This window comes from Geodermatophilus sp. SYSU D01045 (assembly GCF_054050295.1).
Map to the genome: position 1 here is coordinate 1 of NZ_JBJGZB010000024.1, position 15,402 is coordinate 15,402.

General features: G+C 77.0%; 15 protein-coding genes. 7 read left to right on the top strand and 8 right to left on the bottom strand.

Annotation, left to right across the window (positions count from 1 at the left end; all coding sequences use genetic code 11):
• The first annotated feature begins 98 nt into the window (after window positions 1-98).
• From ACI798_RS18195 to ACI798_RS18205, 3 genes are all read left to right on the top strand, one after another.
• On the top strand, window positions 99-941 hold the full coding sequence (locus tag ACI798_RS18195) for an EamA family transporter (protein WP_457048585.1): 843 nt from the start codon (window positions 99-101) through the stop codon (window positions 939-941).
• Between the two features lie 66 nt (window positions 942-1,007).
• Window positions 1,008-3,356 carry a diguanylate cyclase domain-containing protein gene (locus tag ACI798_RS18200; protein WP_457048586.1) on the top strand — a complete coding sequence of 783 codons (2,349 nt, stop codon included), beginning with the start codon at window positions 1,008-1,010 and terminating at the stop codon, window positions 3,354-3,356.
• Between the two features lie 82 nt (window positions 3,357-3,438).
• Window positions 3,439-4,779, top strand: coding sequence for a sodium/calcium exchanger protein (locus tag ACI798_RS18205; RefSeq protein ID WP_456942854.1), 1,341 nt, complete (start codon window positions 3,439-3,441; stop codon window positions 4,777-4,779).
• A 19-nt stretch (window positions 4,780-4,798) separates the two neighbouring features.
• Here ACI798_RS18205 and ACI798_RS18210 read toward each other — a convergent pair whose 3' ends face one another.
• The 7 genes from ACI798_RS18210 to ACI798_RS18240 form a co-directional block, all read right to left on the bottom strand.
• Window positions 4,799-5,569 (bottom strand): TetR/AcrR family transcriptional regulator, encoded by a 771-nt coding sequence (locus tag ACI798_RS18210; protein WP_457048587.1) that lies wholly within the window; start codon window positions 5,567-5,569, stop codon window positions 4,799-4,801.
• Complete coding sequence (locus ACI798_RS18215; protein ID WP_456942852.1) at window positions 5,566-6,147, bottom strand: DinB family protein; 582 nt, start codon at window positions 6,145-6,147, stop codon at window positions 5,566-5,568. Before ACI798_RS18215 ends, ACI798_RS18210 begins: the two co-directional genes overlap by 4 nt.
• 12 nt (window positions 6,148-6,159) lie before the next feature.
• Window positions 6,160-6,951 (bottom strand): TrmH family RNA methyltransferase, encoded by a 792-nt coding sequence (locus ACI798_RS18220; RefSeq protein ID WP_457048588.1) that lies wholly within the window; start codon window positions 6,949-6,951, stop codon window positions 6,160-6,162.
• 205 nt (window positions 6,952-7,156) lie between these two features.
• Complete coding sequence (gene rplT / locus ACI798_RS18225; protein ID WP_093579784.1) at window positions 7,157-7,543, bottom strand: 50S ribosomal protein L20; 387 nt, start codon at window positions 7,541-7,543, stop codon at window positions 7,157-7,159.
• Between the two features lie 35 nt (window positions 7,544-7,578).
• A complete protein-coding gene (gene rpmI, locus ACI798_RS18230; RefSeq protein ID WP_456930242.1) occupies window positions 7,579-7,773 on the bottom strand; it encodes a 50S ribosomal protein L35 in 195 nt (64 codons plus the stop codon).
• A 102-nt stretch (window positions 7,774-7,875) separates the two neighbouring features.
• On the bottom strand, window positions 7,876-8,406 hold the full coding sequence (gene infC / locus ACI798_RS18235) for a translation initiation factor IF-3 (protein ID WP_456942849.1): 531 nt from the start codon (window positions 8,404-8,406) through the stop codon (window positions 7,876-7,878).
• A 389-nt stretch (window positions 8,407-8,795) separates the two neighbouring features.
• On the bottom strand, window positions 8,796-9,287 hold the full coding sequence (locus tag ACI798_RS18240; RefSeq protein WP_456942848.1) for a PH domain-containing protein: 492 nt from the start codon (window positions 9,285-9,287) through the stop codon (window positions 8,796-8,798).
• Window positions 9,288-9,341: 54 nt separating this feature from the next.
• Between ACI798_RS18240 and ACI798_RS18245 the strand changes: the two genes are divergently transcribed.
• The 4 genes from ACI798_RS18245 (at window position 9,342) to ACI798_RS18260 (ending at window position 13,918) form a co-directional block, all read left to right on the top strand.
• Window positions 9,342-10,406, top strand: coding sequence for an MBL fold metallo-hydrolase (locus ACI798_RS18245; RefSeq protein WP_457048589.1), 1,065 nt, complete (start codon window positions 9,342-9,344; stop codon window positions 10,404-10,406).
• Between the two features lie 79 nt (window positions 10,407-10,485).
• The gene (locus tag ACI798_RS18250) at window positions 10,486-11,217 is read left to right on the top strand and encodes a GAF and ANTAR domain-containing protein (protein WP_456942846.1); all 732 of its coding nucleotides are present in this window, start codon (window positions 10,486-10,488) and stop codon (window positions 11,215-11,217) included.
• Window positions 11,217-12,665, top strand: coding sequence for a PP2C family protein-serine/threonine phosphatase (locus ACI798_RS18255; RefSeq protein ID WP_456942845.1), 1,449 nt, complete (start codon window positions 11,217-11,219; stop codon window positions 12,663-12,665). Before ACI798_RS18250 ends, ACI798_RS18255 begins: the two co-directional genes overlap by 1 nt.
• A gap of 77 nt (window positions 12,666-12,742) precedes the next feature.
• Window positions 12,743-13,918, top strand: a complete 1,176-nt coding sequence (locus ACI798_RS18260; RefSeq protein WP_456942844.1) for a uroporphyrinogen-III synthase — start codon at window positions 12,743-12,745, stop codon at window positions 13,916-13,918.
• A 64-nt stretch (window positions 13,919-13,982) separates the two neighbouring features.
• On the opposite strand, the gene ACI798_RS18265 is transcribed toward ACI798_RS18260, so the two are convergent.
• The gene (locus ACI798_RS18265; protein WP_456942843.1) at window positions 13,983-15,368 is read right to left on the bottom strand and encodes an MFS transporter; all 1,386 of its coding nucleotides are present in this window, start codon (window positions 15,366-15,368) and stop codon (window positions 13,983-13,985) included.
• Window positions 15,369-15,402: the final 34 nt, after the last annotated feature.

The following is a 15,402-nucleotide window of genomic DNA, read 5'->3' on the forward strand; positions in this document are numbered from 1 at the left end:
GGTGCGAGATCGCGCGATCTCGACCGGAGGGCGGGGCGGGAGGCGGCGGCTGCCAGGATCGGCGGGCAGGCGGGACGAGGACTGGGGAGGCGCACCGGATGGCGGTGGTGCTGGCGCTGGCCTCGGCCGTCGTCTACGGGATGGCCGACTTCTGCGGGGGGATCGCCAGCCGGCGCGCCACCGCGGCCGCCGTCGTCGCGCTGTCGCAGGCCGCCGGACTGGTCGCCGTCGTGCTGCTGCTCCCCTGGCTCGGCGGCAGCCCCACGCCGGCCGACCTCGGCTGGGGCGCGGCCGCGGGCGTCGCCGGCGGGGCCGGGCTGCTGCTGTTCTACCGCTCGCTGGCGACCGGCGTGATGAGCGTGGTGGCCCCGGTGACGGCGGTCGCGGCCGCGGCGCTGCCGGTGGTCGGCGGCCTGCTGCTCGGCGAGCGCATCGGGGTCCTGGCCGCGCTCGGGATCCTGCTGGCGCTGGTCGCGGTGGTGCTCGTCGCGGCCGAGGGCGGGCTGGCCTCGCTGCGCACCGCGCGGCTGGGCAGCGTCGCGCCCGCGCTGACCGCGGGTGCCGGTTTCGGGCTGTTCTTCGTGCTCCTGGACCGCACCGGCGAGGACTCGGGACTGAGCCCGCTGCTGTCCGCCCGCGTGGTGTCGGTGCTGCTGATCGGCGGGCTCGCGCTGGCCTCGGGCCGCTCGCTGCTCGTGTCCCGCCGCGTGCTGCCGGTCGTGGTGCTCGCCGGCGTCGCCGACATGACGGCCAACGCGCTGTTCCTCGTCGCTACCCAGGTCGGCGAGCAGCTGGCGGTCACCGGCGTGCTGGCCTCGCTGTACCCGGCGAGCACGGTCGTTCTGGCGCAGGTGGTGCTGCGCGAGCGGCTGGCCGGGGCGCAGCGGGCCGGGCTGGCCGTCGCGGCGGCCGCCGTCGTCCTCATCGCGCTGCCCGCCTGACCCTCCCGGGGGACGCCGGCGGACCGTCGGGTGTCGGGACGGGGACCCGCTGCCGACGACCCGGACGTGACCCGCCCCCAGGAGGCACCGGCGCAGCCCGGACACGACACCGTCCTCGAGCAGGCCCTGCGCGGCGTGCGCAGCGTCTTCCAGCCCATCGTCGAGATCGACACCGGGCGGGTGGTGGCCTACGAGGCCCTCGCACGCGGCCCGGTCGGCCCGCTGGAGCGGCCCGACGCGCTGTTCGCCGCGGCCCGCGGCGCCGGCCGGCTCGCGGAGCTGGACGAGGCCTGCCGCGCGGCCGCCTTCCGCGGCGCCGTCGACGGCGGGCTCGTCGCGCCGCTGACCGTCTTCGTCAACGTCGAGCCCGAGGTGCTCGACACCGCGCCGCTGGCCGACCTCGTCGCCATCGCCGAGGGCGCGCCCGGCGACCTGCGGGTGGTCATGGAGATCACCGAGCGGGCGATCGCGGCCCGGCCGGCCGAGCTGCTGCGCACCGTCGAGCGGGTGCGGGAGCTGGGCTGGGCCATCGCCGTGGACGACGTCGGCGCCGAGTCGATGTCGCTGGCGTTCCTGCCGCTGCTGTGCCCCGACGTCGTCAAGCTCGACCTGCGCCTGGTGCAGGAGCGCCCCGGCCCGGCGATCGCCGAGATCATGAACGCGGTCAACGCCTACGCCGAGCGCAGCGGCGCCGTGGTGCTCGCCGAGGGCATCGAGACCGCCGAGCACCTGGCCTACGCCCGCGGGCTGGGCGCCACCCTCGGCCAGGGCTGGCACGTCGGCCGCCCCGGCCCGGGCGCGGCCCCGGGGCTCCCCGTCGGCGAGCTGGTGCTGCCCGGCGCCGGACGGCCCACCGGCGCGGTCGGCGCGGTGTCCCCGTTCGCCTGCCTGCCCGACGACGTCCCGCTGCGCCGCGCGCCCAAGGCCCTGCTCATCGAGCTGTCCAAGCAGCTGGAGCGGGAGGCCATGCGCCTGGGCGAGACCTGCGTGGTCGCCGCGACCTTCCAGGAGGCCCGCCACTTCACCGTCTCCACCACCCAGCGCTACCGCGACCTGGTGGAGCGCACCGGCTTCGTCTGCGCCCTGGGCGAGGACCTGCCCGTGGAGCCGCTGCCGGGCCTGCGCGGCGCGCACCTCGCCGACGACGACCCGGTCCGCGGCGAGTGGGACGTCGCCGTCCTGTCCCCGCACTTCAGCGCCGCACTGCTGGCCCGCGACCTCGGCGACGACGGCCCCGACCTGGAGCGCACCTTCGAGTACGCGCTGACCTACGAGCGCACGACGGTGTCCCGCGCGGCGTCGTCGCTGCTGTCCCGGGTGGCCCCGCGGGCCGGCGACGCCCTCCCCGCGGCGGCCGTCGCGCCCCGTCCCGCCGTGGCGGCGGGCCCGGCGGCCACCGGCCTCGCCGTGGGCACCACGCAGGCGGAGGTGCTCCTGCGCCGCGCCCTGGAGGCCACGCCGAGCGGGGTGACCGTCGTCGACGTGCGGCTGCCCGACCAGCCGATCGTCTACGCCAACGAGGCCTTCCGGCAGCTGGCCGGCCTGTCGTCGGAGGAGATCCTCGGCCGCAACTGCCGGCTGCTGCAGCACCCCGACACCGACCCGGGGGCGGTCGCGCGCGTCCGCGCCGCGGTCGAGGCCGGGCGGTCGTGCCGGGAGACGCTGCTCAACGTGCGCGGCGCGGACCGGGCGCCGTGGTGGAACGAGCTGCACCTCGCGCCGGTGCACGACGCCGACGGCACCGTCGTCCAGTACATCGGCGTGCAGGTGGACGTCACCGCGCGCGTGGAGGCCGAGCGGGCGCTGGTCCGCGAGCGCGACCGGACGTCGGCCGCGCTGGCCCGCATCCAGGAGCTGGCCTACACCGACCCGCTGACCGGGCTGCCCAACCGGCGCCGCCTGGAGGAGCAGGTGGAGGCCGCCATCTGGGAGGCCCGCGCCCGCGGCGACGCGCTCGGCCTGCTGTTCGTCGACCTCGACGGGTTCAAGGCGGTCAACGACCGGCTCGGCCACGCCGCCGGCGACGAGCTGCTGCAGGTGGTCGCCCGCCGCCTGCGCGAGCGGGTCCGCCGCCGCGACCTGCTGGCCCGGCTGGGCGGCGACGAGTTCCTCGTCGCGCTGCCGGACCTGCGGCCGGAGACGGCGCGGGAGGAGGCGCGGCGGGTCGCCGACGAGCTCGCCGCCTCGATCCGCCGCCCGGTGCCGCTGCGCGGCACGGAGGTGCACGTGGGCGCGAGCATCGGGGTCAGCGTCTGCCCCGCGGACGGCGTCGTGTTCGCCGACCTGCTGCACCGCGCCGACCTGAGCATGTACGACCGCAAGGCGGTCACCCGCGACGCCGCCGCCCGGGCCGCCACCGCGCGGGTCGCCGCGGGGGCCGCGCCGGTGCCGCCGCGGGAGCCGGTCCTGCCGTAGGGGTGCGCCCCGGCGCGGGGCGGGTAGGGGCGGGCGACGGCGCACCGGCGTCGTCCCCCGCCCGTGCCCCGGAGGTCCGCCCGTGCCCGACTCCCGCCGCCGGCCGCCCACCCCCCTGGGCCTGGCGACGCTCGTGACGCTGCCCGGCGCGTGGCTCGGGGCCGCCGCCTACCTGGGCCTGCCCGCTCCCGACCTGTCCGCGCCGCTGCAGGCACTGCTGTTCGGGACGGCGATCGTCGGCGCGGCGTTCCTGCTGTCGTGGGCCGCCGAGGCCGCCCAGGTGGACATCTCGGCCGGCCTCGCGCTGGCGCTGCTCGCGCTGCTGGCGGTGCTGCCCGAGTACGCCGTCGACTTCGTCTTCACCTGGACCGCCGGCACCACCTACGGCGACACCGGCTCCTGCACGCCCCCGGACGGCGGCGAGGACGCCTGCTCGCTGGCGCTGGCCAACATGACCGGCGCCAACCGGGTGCTGGTCGGCGTCGGCTGGCCGCTGGTCGTGGTGGTGGCGGCGCTGGCGGTCGCGCGCCGCCGCCGCGCCGGGGACGACGCCGCGCAGCGGGCGCCCCGCCGGGAGGTGCGGCTGGCGGCCACGATGTCGCCGGAGGTCGTCTTCCTCGGCGTCGCCACCCTCTACTCGCTGCACCTGCCGCTGCGCTCGAGCCTCACCCTGGTCGACGCCGTCGTGCTCGTGACCGTGTTCGTGCTCTACGCCCGCCGGCTGGCCCAGGCGCCGGCCGAGGACCCCGACCTCATCGGCACCTCGCGCTGGCTCGGCGAGCAGCCGCGGCGCCGCCGGCGCACCTGGGTGGCCGCGGTGTTCGCCGTCGCCGCGCTGGTCATCCTGGCCTGCGCCGAGCACTTCGCCGAGTCGCTGGTGGAGACCGGCGCGGCGCTCGGCGTCGACGAGTTCCTGCTCGTGCAGTGGGTGGCGCCGCTGGCCAGCGAGTCGCCGGAGCTGATCGTCGCCTGCCTGTACGCCTGGCGGCTGCGCGCCTCGGACTCCCTGGGCACGCTGCTGTCGAGCAAGGTCAACCAGTGGACGCTGCTGGTCGGCACGATCCCGCTGGCGTTCGCCCTGTCCTCGACGGGCCTGCACGGCCTGCCGCTGGACACCCAGCAGCGCACCGAGCTGCTGCTCACCGCCGCGCAATCGCTGTTCGCCGTCTCGCTGCTGGTCGGCCTGCGGCTGACGACGACGGGGGCGGCCACCCTGTTCGTGCTGTTCGCGGTGCAGTTCGCCGGCAGCATCGTGCTGCCCGCCGACGCCGACCGGGTGCTGGTGCTCGTGCTCTCCGGCGTCTACGTCGCGCTGGCGCTGGCCCGGCTGGCGACGCGCGCCCGGCGGGCCCGCGACCTCGCCCGCGACGGCACGCTCACGCCCTTCGACCGGCTCGAGGAGCGCGAGACCGCGGCCGCCTGAGCGTGGGGCCCAGGGGAACTCAGGCCGGGGGCAGCAGGCCGACCAGTCCCCCGGCGGCCAGCGCGGTCAGCTGCTCGACCAGCTCGGCGGCGGGCACCTCGCGGGTGCCCGACCACCAGTGCGCGGCCAGCTGCACCATGCCGACGACGCCGTAGGCCCACGTCGTCGCGGCACCGGTCGGCCGGCCCGCGGCGGCCAGCCGCTCGCCGAGCAGCGCCGCGAGCGCGCTGGCGACCTCCCGCTCGGTGGCGGCCACCAGGTCCGGGCGCCCGGTGCGGCCGGCCGAGGCGTAGGCGAAGCGGTAGAGCTCCGGCTCGTCCTCGACCAGCCGCACGAACGCGGCGATGACGGCGCGCAGCCGCTCGACGTCGTCGCGCCGCCCGGTGGCCAGCTCGCCGAGCAGCCGCGGCAGCAGGATCGCCGAGGAGATGCGCTCGAGGACGGCGTCGACCAGCTCGTCCTTGTCGGCGAAGTAGCGGTAGATGACCGTCTTCGACACCCCGGCGGCGCGGGCGACGTCGTCCACGGCGAAGCCCGGGCCGGCCGCGCGGACCGCCTCGACGGCGGCGCCGGTCAGCTCCGCCCGGCGGGCGCGGCGGTGCTCGGTCCAGCGGGCGCGCCGTCCGTCCGCGGCCGGCCGCGGGTCGTCGTCGAGGCCCTGCGCGGATCTCGCGATGGCAGCTGCCCTCCGTCCCGGGGACGTCGGCCGCCCCGGGGGGGCCGGCTCGAGACCTGCACCCTGCCGTTCCCGATCCGCGGCGGGAAGGCGTCGGCGGCGCGCCGTCCTCACCGGAACGCGGCCGCGGCCTCCTCCACCCGTGCGACGTAGGCGGCGCGGTCGGCGTCGCCGTCGCGGGTGAGGTTGTCGTTGTCCCGCCGCAGGCCGGCCGCGCCGTCGAGGCCCTCGCGCAGCACGTCGGCGTGCCCGGCGTGCCGGGCCACCTCGGCGAGCACGTGCACCAGCAGCGTGTGCAGCGTGGGGTGCCGCCGGTCCTCGGGCCACCACGGCACCTCGCCGGTCGCGTCGAGCGGCAGTGCGGCCACGGCGGCGTCGGCGTGCGCGGTGGCCCGGGCGTACAGCGCCAGGACGTCCGCGCGCGACTCGTCCGCGCGCACCCAGAGGTCGTCGTCGTCCCCGGCGTCCGGGTCGTCCCACACCATCGGCTCGGGGAACGGCCGGCCCACGACGTTGCCGAGGTAGCCGGCCTCCACGCAGGCCAGGTGCTTGACCAGGCCGAGCAGGTTGGTGCCGGTGGCCGTCAGCGGCCGGCGGACGTCGTACTCGGACAGCCCCTCGAGCTTCCACAGCAGCGCCTCGCGGGCGGTGGTCAGGTAGCGCAGCAGGGTGGTCTTGGCGGCGTCGTCCACCCGCGCAGCCTCTCAGCCCTGGGCGAGCTGGGTGGCGTAGAGGCAGATGGCCGCGGCGGCGGCCAGGTTGAGGCTCTCGGCGCGGCCGCGCATCGGGATCCGCACCCGGGCGTCGGAGGCCGCGGCCAGCTCCGGCGGGACGCCGCGCGCCTCGTTGCCGAACAGCCACAGGACCGGCCCGGCGAGGGTGTCCCCCAGCTCGTCGAGGGCGGCCTCGCCCCCGCCGTCGGCGGCCAGCACGGTGACCCCGCGGGCCCGCAGGCCGGCGACCAGCGGTTCCAGCGGCGCGCCCCGGACGACGTCGACGTGGAACAGGCTGCCCGCGCTGGACCGGACCGCCTTGCCGCCGTACGGGTCGGCGGACCCGGCGCCGAACACCACCGCGCCGGCACCGCAGGCGTCGGCGGTGCGCAGCACGGTGCCGGCGTTGCCGGGGTCGGCCAGGCCGGCCAGGCCGACGGCGAGCGCGGGCGGGTCGGCGGCCAGCCGCTCGGCGGGCAGGTCGCGCAGGGCGCACACGGCGACCAGGCCCTGTGGCGTGACGGTCTCGGACAGGCCCGCCGCCGCCTTGTCGGTGACCAGCCGGACGGGGACGGTCGTGCCGGCGAGCAGGTCGCGGTGCGCGGCGGCCGCGGCCTCGGTGGCGAACACCTCGCGGACGTCGTCCGGTGCGGTGGCCAGCGCCTCGGACACCGCCTGGCGGCCCTCGGCGAGGAAGGCGCCCGCGGCGTCGCGGCCGGCGCGCCGGGTCAGCTTGCGCGCGGCGGCGACCCGCCCCGACCGCTCGGTCAGCAGCTCGCTCACGTCGTCCTCCCGTCTCGGTCGAGATCGCGCGATCTCGGCGTTACCGGCGCCGCCCCGCGGCGAGATCGCGCGATCTCGGCGTTCCCCGCGCGTCCCGGCGGCGAGATCGCGTGATCTCGACCAGGAACACCCGCCCCCACACGCACCGACGCCGCCGGCGCCGGCCCTGGGGGGCCGGGCACCGACGGCGCCGGGAGGGGTGGTTCTAGGCGGCCTGCTCGCCGCCGGCCGGGGCCGCGGCGACGGCGGCCCGGGCGGTCTCCACCAGGGCGGCGAAGGCGGCCGGCTCGTTGACCGCGAGCTCGGCGAGCACGCGGCGGTCGAGCTCGATGCCGGCCAGCTTCAGGCCCTGCATGAACCGGTTGTAGGTCATGTCGTTCTGCCGCGCGGCGGCGTTGATGCGGGTGATCCACAGCTTGCGGAAGTCACCCTTGCGCACCTTGCGGTCGCGGTAGTTGTAGGTGGCCGAGTGGAGGATCTGCTCCTTGGCCTTGCGGTACAGGCGCGAACGCTGACCGCGGTACCCGCTGGCGGCCTCGAGGGTCGTCCGGCGCTTCTTCTGGGCGTTGACCGCCCGCTTCACGCGTGCCACGTGAGAACTCCTTGCTGGTTACGGGAGGCGGGGGCTCAGATGCCCAGCAGCTTCTTGATGGTCTTCGTGTCGGCCGGGGACATGACCTGGTCCTTCTCCAGCCGGCGCTTGCGCCGCGAGCTCTTGTGCTCGAACTTGTGCTGGTTGTTGGCCTGCTCGCGCATGATCTTGCCGGTGCCCGTGACGCGCACCCGCTTCGCGGTGCCCTTGTGGGTCTTCTGCTTCGGCATGTCCTCGTCGTCCTGTTCGTGGGTGTCGGCGCCGCCCGGCAGCACGGGGCTGCCGAGACGACGCCGGCCGTCTCGGTGGTGCGGTCCTGCTGTGCGACCGGGTCAGGCCGTCGGGGTCTGCCCCTCGGCGGCCCGGTCGGCCTTGGCCTGACGGCGCGCGCCGTCGGTCGCGGCCTGGTTCCGGTGCGGGGCGATCACCATGACCATGTTCCGGCCGTCCTGCTTGGGGTTGGACTCGACCACGCCGAGCTCGGCGACGTCGGCGGCCAGCCGCTGCAGCAGGCGGTAGCCCATCTCGGGCCGCGACTGCTCGCGACCGCGGAACATGACGGTGATCTTGACCTTGTCGCCGCTCCTGAGGAAGCGCTCGACGTGGCCCTTCTTGGTCTCGTAGTCGTGCGGGTCGATCTTCAGGCGCAGCCGCATCTCCTTGATGACGGTGAGCGCCTGGTTCCGCCGGGCCTCGCGGGCCTTCTGCGCGGACTCGTACTTGAACTTCCCGTAGTCCATCAGCTTGACGACCGGCGGCCGGGCCATCGGCGCGACCTCGACGAGGTCGAGCTCGGAGTCCTGCGCCAGGCGCAGCGCCTCGCCGATCGGCACGATGCCGACCTGCTCGCCCTCCGGGCCCACCAGGCGGACCTCGGGGACGCGGATACGGTCGTTGATACGGGGCTCGGTGATGGCCTCTCCTCTGCTCTGTCACACGGGAGGAGGTCGCGCCCACCCGGGCACCGGAGACGGCGAGGGCCCCGTGAGCGGTGCTCACAGGGCCCGTCTCGCCGGTGCGGCACCGGCCCGTCGCCGGGCCGGGCACGTCGCGGGGTCCCGGCCGGGGCAGGCCGGACTCCCGCGAACCGGGGACCTGGGCGCCTCGACGGCGCCAGGTGGGAGCGGGCTCCTCTTGGTCAGCGGCCCGGGGCGGGGCCGCTGGGGTGGTTCACGCGCCTCGTGTAGCGGGGAGGCACGCCCATGCTACAGCGTCGCGGTCGGGCCGGGTATTCCGGTGGCCGGGACGGCGCTCACTCGTGCAGCAGCGGGCCGTGCGCCGGCGCGGGGCGGGCGGCGACGTCGGCGGCCAGCAGCGCCCGCAGCCCCTCGACGGCGGTGACCGCGCGCTCGCCGTCGACCGCCTGCAGCGCCGTGATCGCCATCGCGTCGCCGTTGGTGAGCTCCAGGGTGGCCACCCACGCCCGGCGGTCGAACCGGACGCCGCGCACCGCCGCCCAGGGCAGCGTCCGCTGCCCCAGCAGGTTGCGCACCCGGATGCCCGAGGCGTCGGCGTCGACCCGGGGCCGGCCCAGCAGCAGGATCCCCGCGCCGACGAACAGGCCGATCCCGGCGATGGCCACGCGGTCGGCGGCGTCGAACGGGTTGAGCTCGTCCGAGGGCCGGGTGACGAGCGCGGTGACGACCATGACGACGACGACCGTGACGGCGAGCAGCGTGCAGACCACCCGCATGAGGAGGGGGACGGCGGAGATCCGGGTGGGGGTGGCGGGCGGCGTCGGCACGCCCCCATGGTCCCAGCCCGGCGCGCCCGGCCGGGGCTGGCAGAGTGCCGGGGCGTGGACGCGGGCGGCGTGGAGGTGACCGGCGAGGCGCAGCGCGCCGCGTGGCGCGAGCGGTCGGTGCCCGCCGTCGAGCGGGTGCGGCCGGGCCTGTGGTCGGTGCCGGTGCCGATGGGCGGCCCGCTGCGCTGGGTGAACGCGTACGTGCTCGAGCTGGCCGGCGGCGGGCTGGGCCTGGTCGACACCGGCTGGGACGCCGACGACAGCTGGGCGGCGCTGTGCGCCGGGCTGGCCGGGATCGGCGCCGGCGTCACCGAGGTCCGCGGGGTGCTGGTCACCCACATGCACATGGACCACGTGGGCCTGGCCGGCCGGGTGCGGGAGGCGTCGGGCGCGTGGGTGGCGATGCACCCGGCCGACGCCCGCGACCTGACCACCTTCACCGCCCGCTCCCCCGAGGAGTCCACCGAGGTGGAGGTCGCCTTCCTCGTCGGGCTCGGCGCGCCCGAGGCGGACGCGCGCGCGGACGCCGGGACGCCGGAGGAGCGCGCGCGGTGGCGGCGGCTGGCGCTGCCCGACCGGCTGCTCGAGGACGGCGACCGCGCAGACCTGCCCGGCTGGGCGCTGCGCGCCGTCCACACGCCCGGGCACACCGCCGGGCACCTGTGCTTCGCCGACGAGGCCACCGGCCTGTTCTTCGCCGGCGACCACGTCCTCCCCCGCATCAGCCCGAACGTCTCGACGCACGCCGGCGGCGCCGCCGACCCGCTGCGCGACTACCTGACCTCGCTGGAGCGGGTCGCCGGGGAGGAGGCCGACGAGGTGCTGCCCGGCCACGAGTGGCGCTTCCGCGGCCTCACCAGGCGGGTCCGCGAGCTGCGCGCGCACCACGAACGCCGGCTGGCCGAGCTGCTGGCCGCGGTCCGGGCGCACCCCGGGAGCACCCCGTGGGACCTGGCCGCGCACCTGACGTGGTCGCGGCCGTGGTCGCAGTACGAGCGGCGGATGCGGATCTTCGCCGTCACCGAGACCGACGCGCACCTGCGGCTGCTGGTCAGCCGCGGGCTGGTCGTCCGCGACGGCGCGCGGGTGCCGCGCCACACGGCGGCACCACTGCGCTGATCCGGCACTAACCTGGGTGCCTGCAGGCCGCGGCACCTCGAACACCCGGGTGGCCACGGCCGGTCCCCGCGAGGTGCCCGTGTCCCAGGACGCCACTCGTTCGCTCCCCCTGGCCGACGAGCTGTCGGTCGTCTCCGCCCGCGTGGCGGGGCTCCTGCTGTCCGAGGAGACCGTCTCCACCGCACTGGGCCTCGTCAGCGCCCTGGTGCTGCAGACCGTCCCGGCGGCGGCCGGCGCGGGCGTCTCGATCGTCGACCGCAGCGGCCGGCGGTCGTCGGGCTCGACCGACCCGCTGGTCGAGCGCGCCGACGCGCTGCAGTACGAGCTCGACGAGGGGCCGTGCCTGGCCGCGGCCTCCGAGCGGACGCTGGTGCGCGCCGACGACCTGTGCACCGACCCCCGCTGGCCGCGCTGGGCCGCGGCGGCCACCGACCTGGGCCTGCTGTCCACGATCAGCGCCCCGCTGGTGGCCGGGGACCGCACCGTCGGCGCGCTGAAGGTCTACGGCACCGACCCCGGCGCCTTCACCGACCACGACGCGCAGGTGCTCACCCTGTCCGCGGCGCAGGCGGCGCTGCTGGTCGTGCACGTCACCGCGCGGGACCAGGCGCGCCGGGCCAGCGAGGACCTGCGGCTGGCGGTGACCACCCGCGACGTCGTCAGCACCGCGAAGGGCGTGCTCATGGCCCGGCACGGCGTCGGGGAGGAGACCGCGCTGGCCATGCTCCTGTCCCGCTCCGGGGGCGACGCCGGGACGCTGCGCCAGGCGGCCCGGGCCATCGTCGACTCCGCCGTCCGCCGGCTGCGCTGATGCTCCCGACCGACGGCCCCGCCGAGGACCCGCGGACGCCGCTGCGGGCCGCGCTGCACCACGCCGACCTCACCCTCGAGCAGCTGTGGCTGCGGTACTTCGAGCTCGGCGGCAACGCGGACATGTTCGACGTCGAGGCGTACCTGGACGGGCTGGCGTGCCTGTCCGACATCGACGGCGACCTGCTGGCGGTCGCGGTCAACGAGCGCCTCGACGAGCTGTCCGCGGCCCGCCGGGTGCCCTACTCCCGGGCGCTGCGGCCGCCGCGGCCGACCACCGGCCCGCTGGCGGCGCTGCTGCAGCTGCTCGAGGCCGCCCGCACCGCCCCGCCGGACCGGCTGCCGCAGCTCGCCGCGCAGGCCGGCCGGGTGCTCGGCGTCGACGTCGCCGTGCACGTCGTCGACCACGAGCAGCGCCGGCTGGTGCAGCTGTCCGGCGGCGGCCGGCCGGTGGGCGAGCCGATCGCCGTCGACGGCACGCTGGCCGGGCGGGTGTTCCAGCACGGGCAGCCGCTGCCGTCGGAGGCCGGCGGCGTGCCGCGCCTGTGGGTGCCGCTGCTCGACGGCGCGGACCGGGTCGGCGTCCTGGAGGTGCGGGTGGAGGCGGCCCGGGACCTCGAGGACCCCGGCCTGCGCGAGCAGTGCTGGTGGCTGGCCTCGATGGTCGCCCACCTGGCCACCTCGATGGGCGTCTACGGCGACGTGCTGGAGCGCAGCCGGCGCGGCCGGCCGCGGACGCCGTCGGCCGAGCTGGTGTGGCAGCAGCTGCCGCCGCTGACCGCCGCCACCGACGCCTTCGTCCTGGCCGGCCTGCTCGAGCCGAGCGACGACGTCGGCGGCGACGCCTTCGACTACGCCCTCGCCGAGGACGAGGTGTGGATGACCGTCCTCGACGCCATGGGTCACGGCCTCGGCGCGGGGCTGATGAGCGCCGCCACGCTGGCCACCGCCCGCAGCGTGCGGCGGGACGGGCGCGGCCTGCACGACCAGGTCCGCGCGGTCGACGAGGTGGTCGCGACGACCTTCACCGGCAGCGCCTTCGTCACGGGGGTGCTCGCCCAGCTCGACGTCACCACAGGGCGGCTGCGCTACGTCCGCGCGGGGCACCCGCCGCCGCTGCTGCTGCGGCGCGGGCGGGTGGTCAAGGAGCTCACCGCGGGCGGGCGGGTGCCCTTCGGCCTCGGGACGGCGGCGTTCGAGGTGGCCGAGGAGGTGCTCGAGCCCGGGGACTGGCTGGTGCTCTACACCGACGGCGTCACCGAGGCGCGCGACGCCGCGGGGCGGTGGTTCGGCGAGCAGCGGCTGGTCGAGTTCCTGACCCGCGCGGCCGCGGCCGGGCAGCCGCCGCCGGAGACGGTCCGCCGGCTGGTGCGCGCGGTCCTCGACCACCAGGGCGGGGTGCTGCAGGACGACGCCAGCATCCTGATCGCGTCCTGGGCCGTGCGCTGACCGGTCGCACCACCGCGGCCGGCCGGCGGTGCAGGGGCCGTCACACGACCGCAACGCCCACGGGCCACCATGGACCGGTGACCTCCTCCCCCGACGCCCCGGCGCTCGCGACCGGCCCGGAGCAGCCCGGCCCGGAGCAGGCCGGCCCGGAGCAGGCCGCCGGCCCCGCGCCGCTGGCCGGGTACACCGTGGCGGTCACTGCCGCGCGGCGGCGGGAGGAGCTCGGCGCGCTGCTGGACCGCCGCGGCGCCCGGGTGGTCTACGCCCCGGCGATCCGGATCGTGCCGCTGGCTGACGACGCCGAGCTGGTCGCCGCCACCGAGGCGGTGCTCGCCGCGCCGGTGGACCTGGTGGTCGCGACGACGGGCGTGGGGTTCCGCGGCTGGCTGGAGGCCGCCGAGGCGTGGGACCTGCCGCTCGTCGGGCACCTGCGCGGCGCCCGGGTGCTCGCCCGCGGCCCCAAGGCGCGCGGCGCCATCCGCGGCGGCGGGCTGGTCGACGCGTGGTCGCCGGCGTCGGAGTCCTCGGCCGAGGTGCTCGAGCACCTGCTGTCCGGCGCCGAGGGCCCGCTGGCCGGGCGCCGGGTCGCCGTCCAGCTGCACGGGGACCCGCTGCCGGAGTTCGTCGACGCGCTGCGGGCCACCGGCGCCGAGGTGCTGACCGTGCCGGTGTACCGGTGGGTGCTGCCCGAGGACGTCGCGCCGCTGCGCCGGCTGGTCGGGATGGTCGCGGCCCGCGCGGTCGACGCGGTGACGTTCACGAGCGCGCCGGCCGCGGCCAGCCTGCTGTCGGTGGCCACGGAGCTCGGCCGGCGGGAGGAGCTGGTGGCCGCGCTGACCGGCGGGGTGCTGCCGGTCGCCGTCGGCCCGGTCACCGCCGGCCCGCTGACCGCCGCCGGGGTGCCGACGCTGCAGCCCGAGCGCTCCCGGCTGGGCGCCCTGGCCCGCGAGGTCGTCGCCCGGCTGCCCGAGCGCGACCCGGTGCTGCGGGTCGGGGACGCCGCGCTGCAGGTCCGCGGGCACGCCGCCGTGCTCGACGGCCGCCTGGTGGAGCTGCCGCCGGGGCCGATGGCGGTGCTGCGGGCGCTGGCCGCCCGTCCCGGCGCCGTCGTCGCCAAGCCCGACCTGGTGCGCGGGCTGCCCGGCGGCGGGGACGGGCACGCCGTGGAGATGGCGGTGACCCGGCTGCGCGCCGCGCTCGGGCCGGGCGTCGTCGAGACCGTCGTCAAGCGCGGCTACCGCCTGGCGGTCTGAGCGCCTGGCGGTCTGAGCGGGTCCCCCTGCGCACCTCCGCGGACGTGCACAGGGGGACGGGCGCTCAGACGCCCGCCGTGCGGGCGGTCGGCCGCAGGTAGACCGCCCAGGTGACCGCGACGCAGACGGCGTAGAAGGCGATGAACACGAGGTAGGCGGCGTCGCCGCTGCCGGTGGTGAGGAACGACTGGCGGAACGCCAGGTTGACCAGCACGCCGCCGAACGCGCCGACGGCGCCGGCGATGCCGATCAGCGCCCCGGACGTCCGCAGCGCCTGCCGGTCGGCGGCGGCGGGGTCGGCGCCCGCGGCGACCTGCTGCAGCGCCCGGGTGCGGAAGACCGCCGGGATCATCTTGTAGGTCGAGCCGTTGCCGACGCCGCTGAGCACGAACAGCAGCACGAACCCGACGACGAACAGCGGCAGCGACCCCACCTGGCCGGCGGTGAACACGACCGCGGCACCGGCCGCCATCGCGACGAAGGTCCAGAAGGTGATCCGCGCGCCGCCGTAGCGGTCGGCCAGCGAGCCGCCGAGCGGGCGGACCAGGCTGCCCAGCAGCGGGCCCAGCCAGGTCAGCGACGCGGCCGCCAGCGGGGTGGCGAAGTCGGCGCCGAACTGGTTCTGCAGCACCTGCCCGAAGGCGAACCCGAAGCCGATGAACGAGCCGAAGGTGCCGATGTAGAGGAAGGACACGACGTAGGTGTGCGGCTCGCGGGTCGCCTCGCGCATGGCCCGCGGCTGGTTGCGCGCCGTCGTCAGGTTGTCCATGAGCAGCGCCGCGCCGACGGCGGCGACGACGACCAGCGGGACGTAGACGAGCAGCACGATCCGCGGGTGCTCGACGCCGGCCGTGGCGAGCACGAGCAGGCCGACGAGCTGGATCACCGGGACCCCGAGGTTGCCGCCGCCGGCGTTGAGGCCCAGCGCCCAGCCCTTGAGCCGGTCGGGGTAGAAGGCGTTGATGTTGGCCATGGAGCTGGCGAAGTTGCCGCCGCCGACGCCGGCCAGGCAGGAGACGACCAGCAGCGTCGTGTAGGAGACGCCGGGCTCGAGGACGACCGCGGTGGCGACCGTGGGGACCAGCAGCAGGGCGGCGCTGACGATCGTCCAGTTGCGGCCGCCGAACTTCGCGACGGCGAAGGTGTAGGGCAGCCGCACGACGGCGCCGAGCGCGGTCGGCAGCGTGGTGAGCAGGAACTTGCCGGCCGGGTCGATGCCGAACACCGGCTCGGGCAGGAACAGCACGACGACCGACCACAGGCTCCAGACCGAGAAGCCGACGTGCTCGGAGAACACCGAGAAGAACAGGTTGCGGCGGGCGACCCGCCGGCCGGTGGTCTCCCAGAACAGCGGGTCCTCGGGACGCCAGTCGTCGATCCAGCGCCCGCCGCGCGGCGGGCTCGGCGGCGCGGGGGCGGTGGGTGGCGCGGTGCGCGTGGGGGCGGCCATGGCCCGGAAGCGTCGCGGGCCGCGATTTCCCCGC

Excerpts from the sequence above, each read along its gene's own strand:
- ACI798_RS18195 (WP_457048585.1), top strand. The coding sequence starts at position 99 with ATGGCGGTGGTGCTGGCGCTGGCCTCGGCCGTCGTCTACGGGATGGCC.
- rpmI (WP_456930242.1), bottom strand. The coding sequence starts at position 7,773 with ATGCCGAAGCAGAAGACCCACAAGGGCACCGCGAAGCGGGTGCGCGTC.
- ACI798_RS18255 (WP_456942845.1), top strand. The coding sequence starts at position 11,217 with ATGCTCCCGACCGACGGCCCCGCCGAGGACCCGCGGACGCCGCTGCGG.
- ACI798_RS18265 (WP_456942843.1), bottom strand. The coding sequence starts at position 15,368 with ATGGCCGCCCCCACGCGCACCGCGCCACCCACCGCCCCCGCGCCGCCG.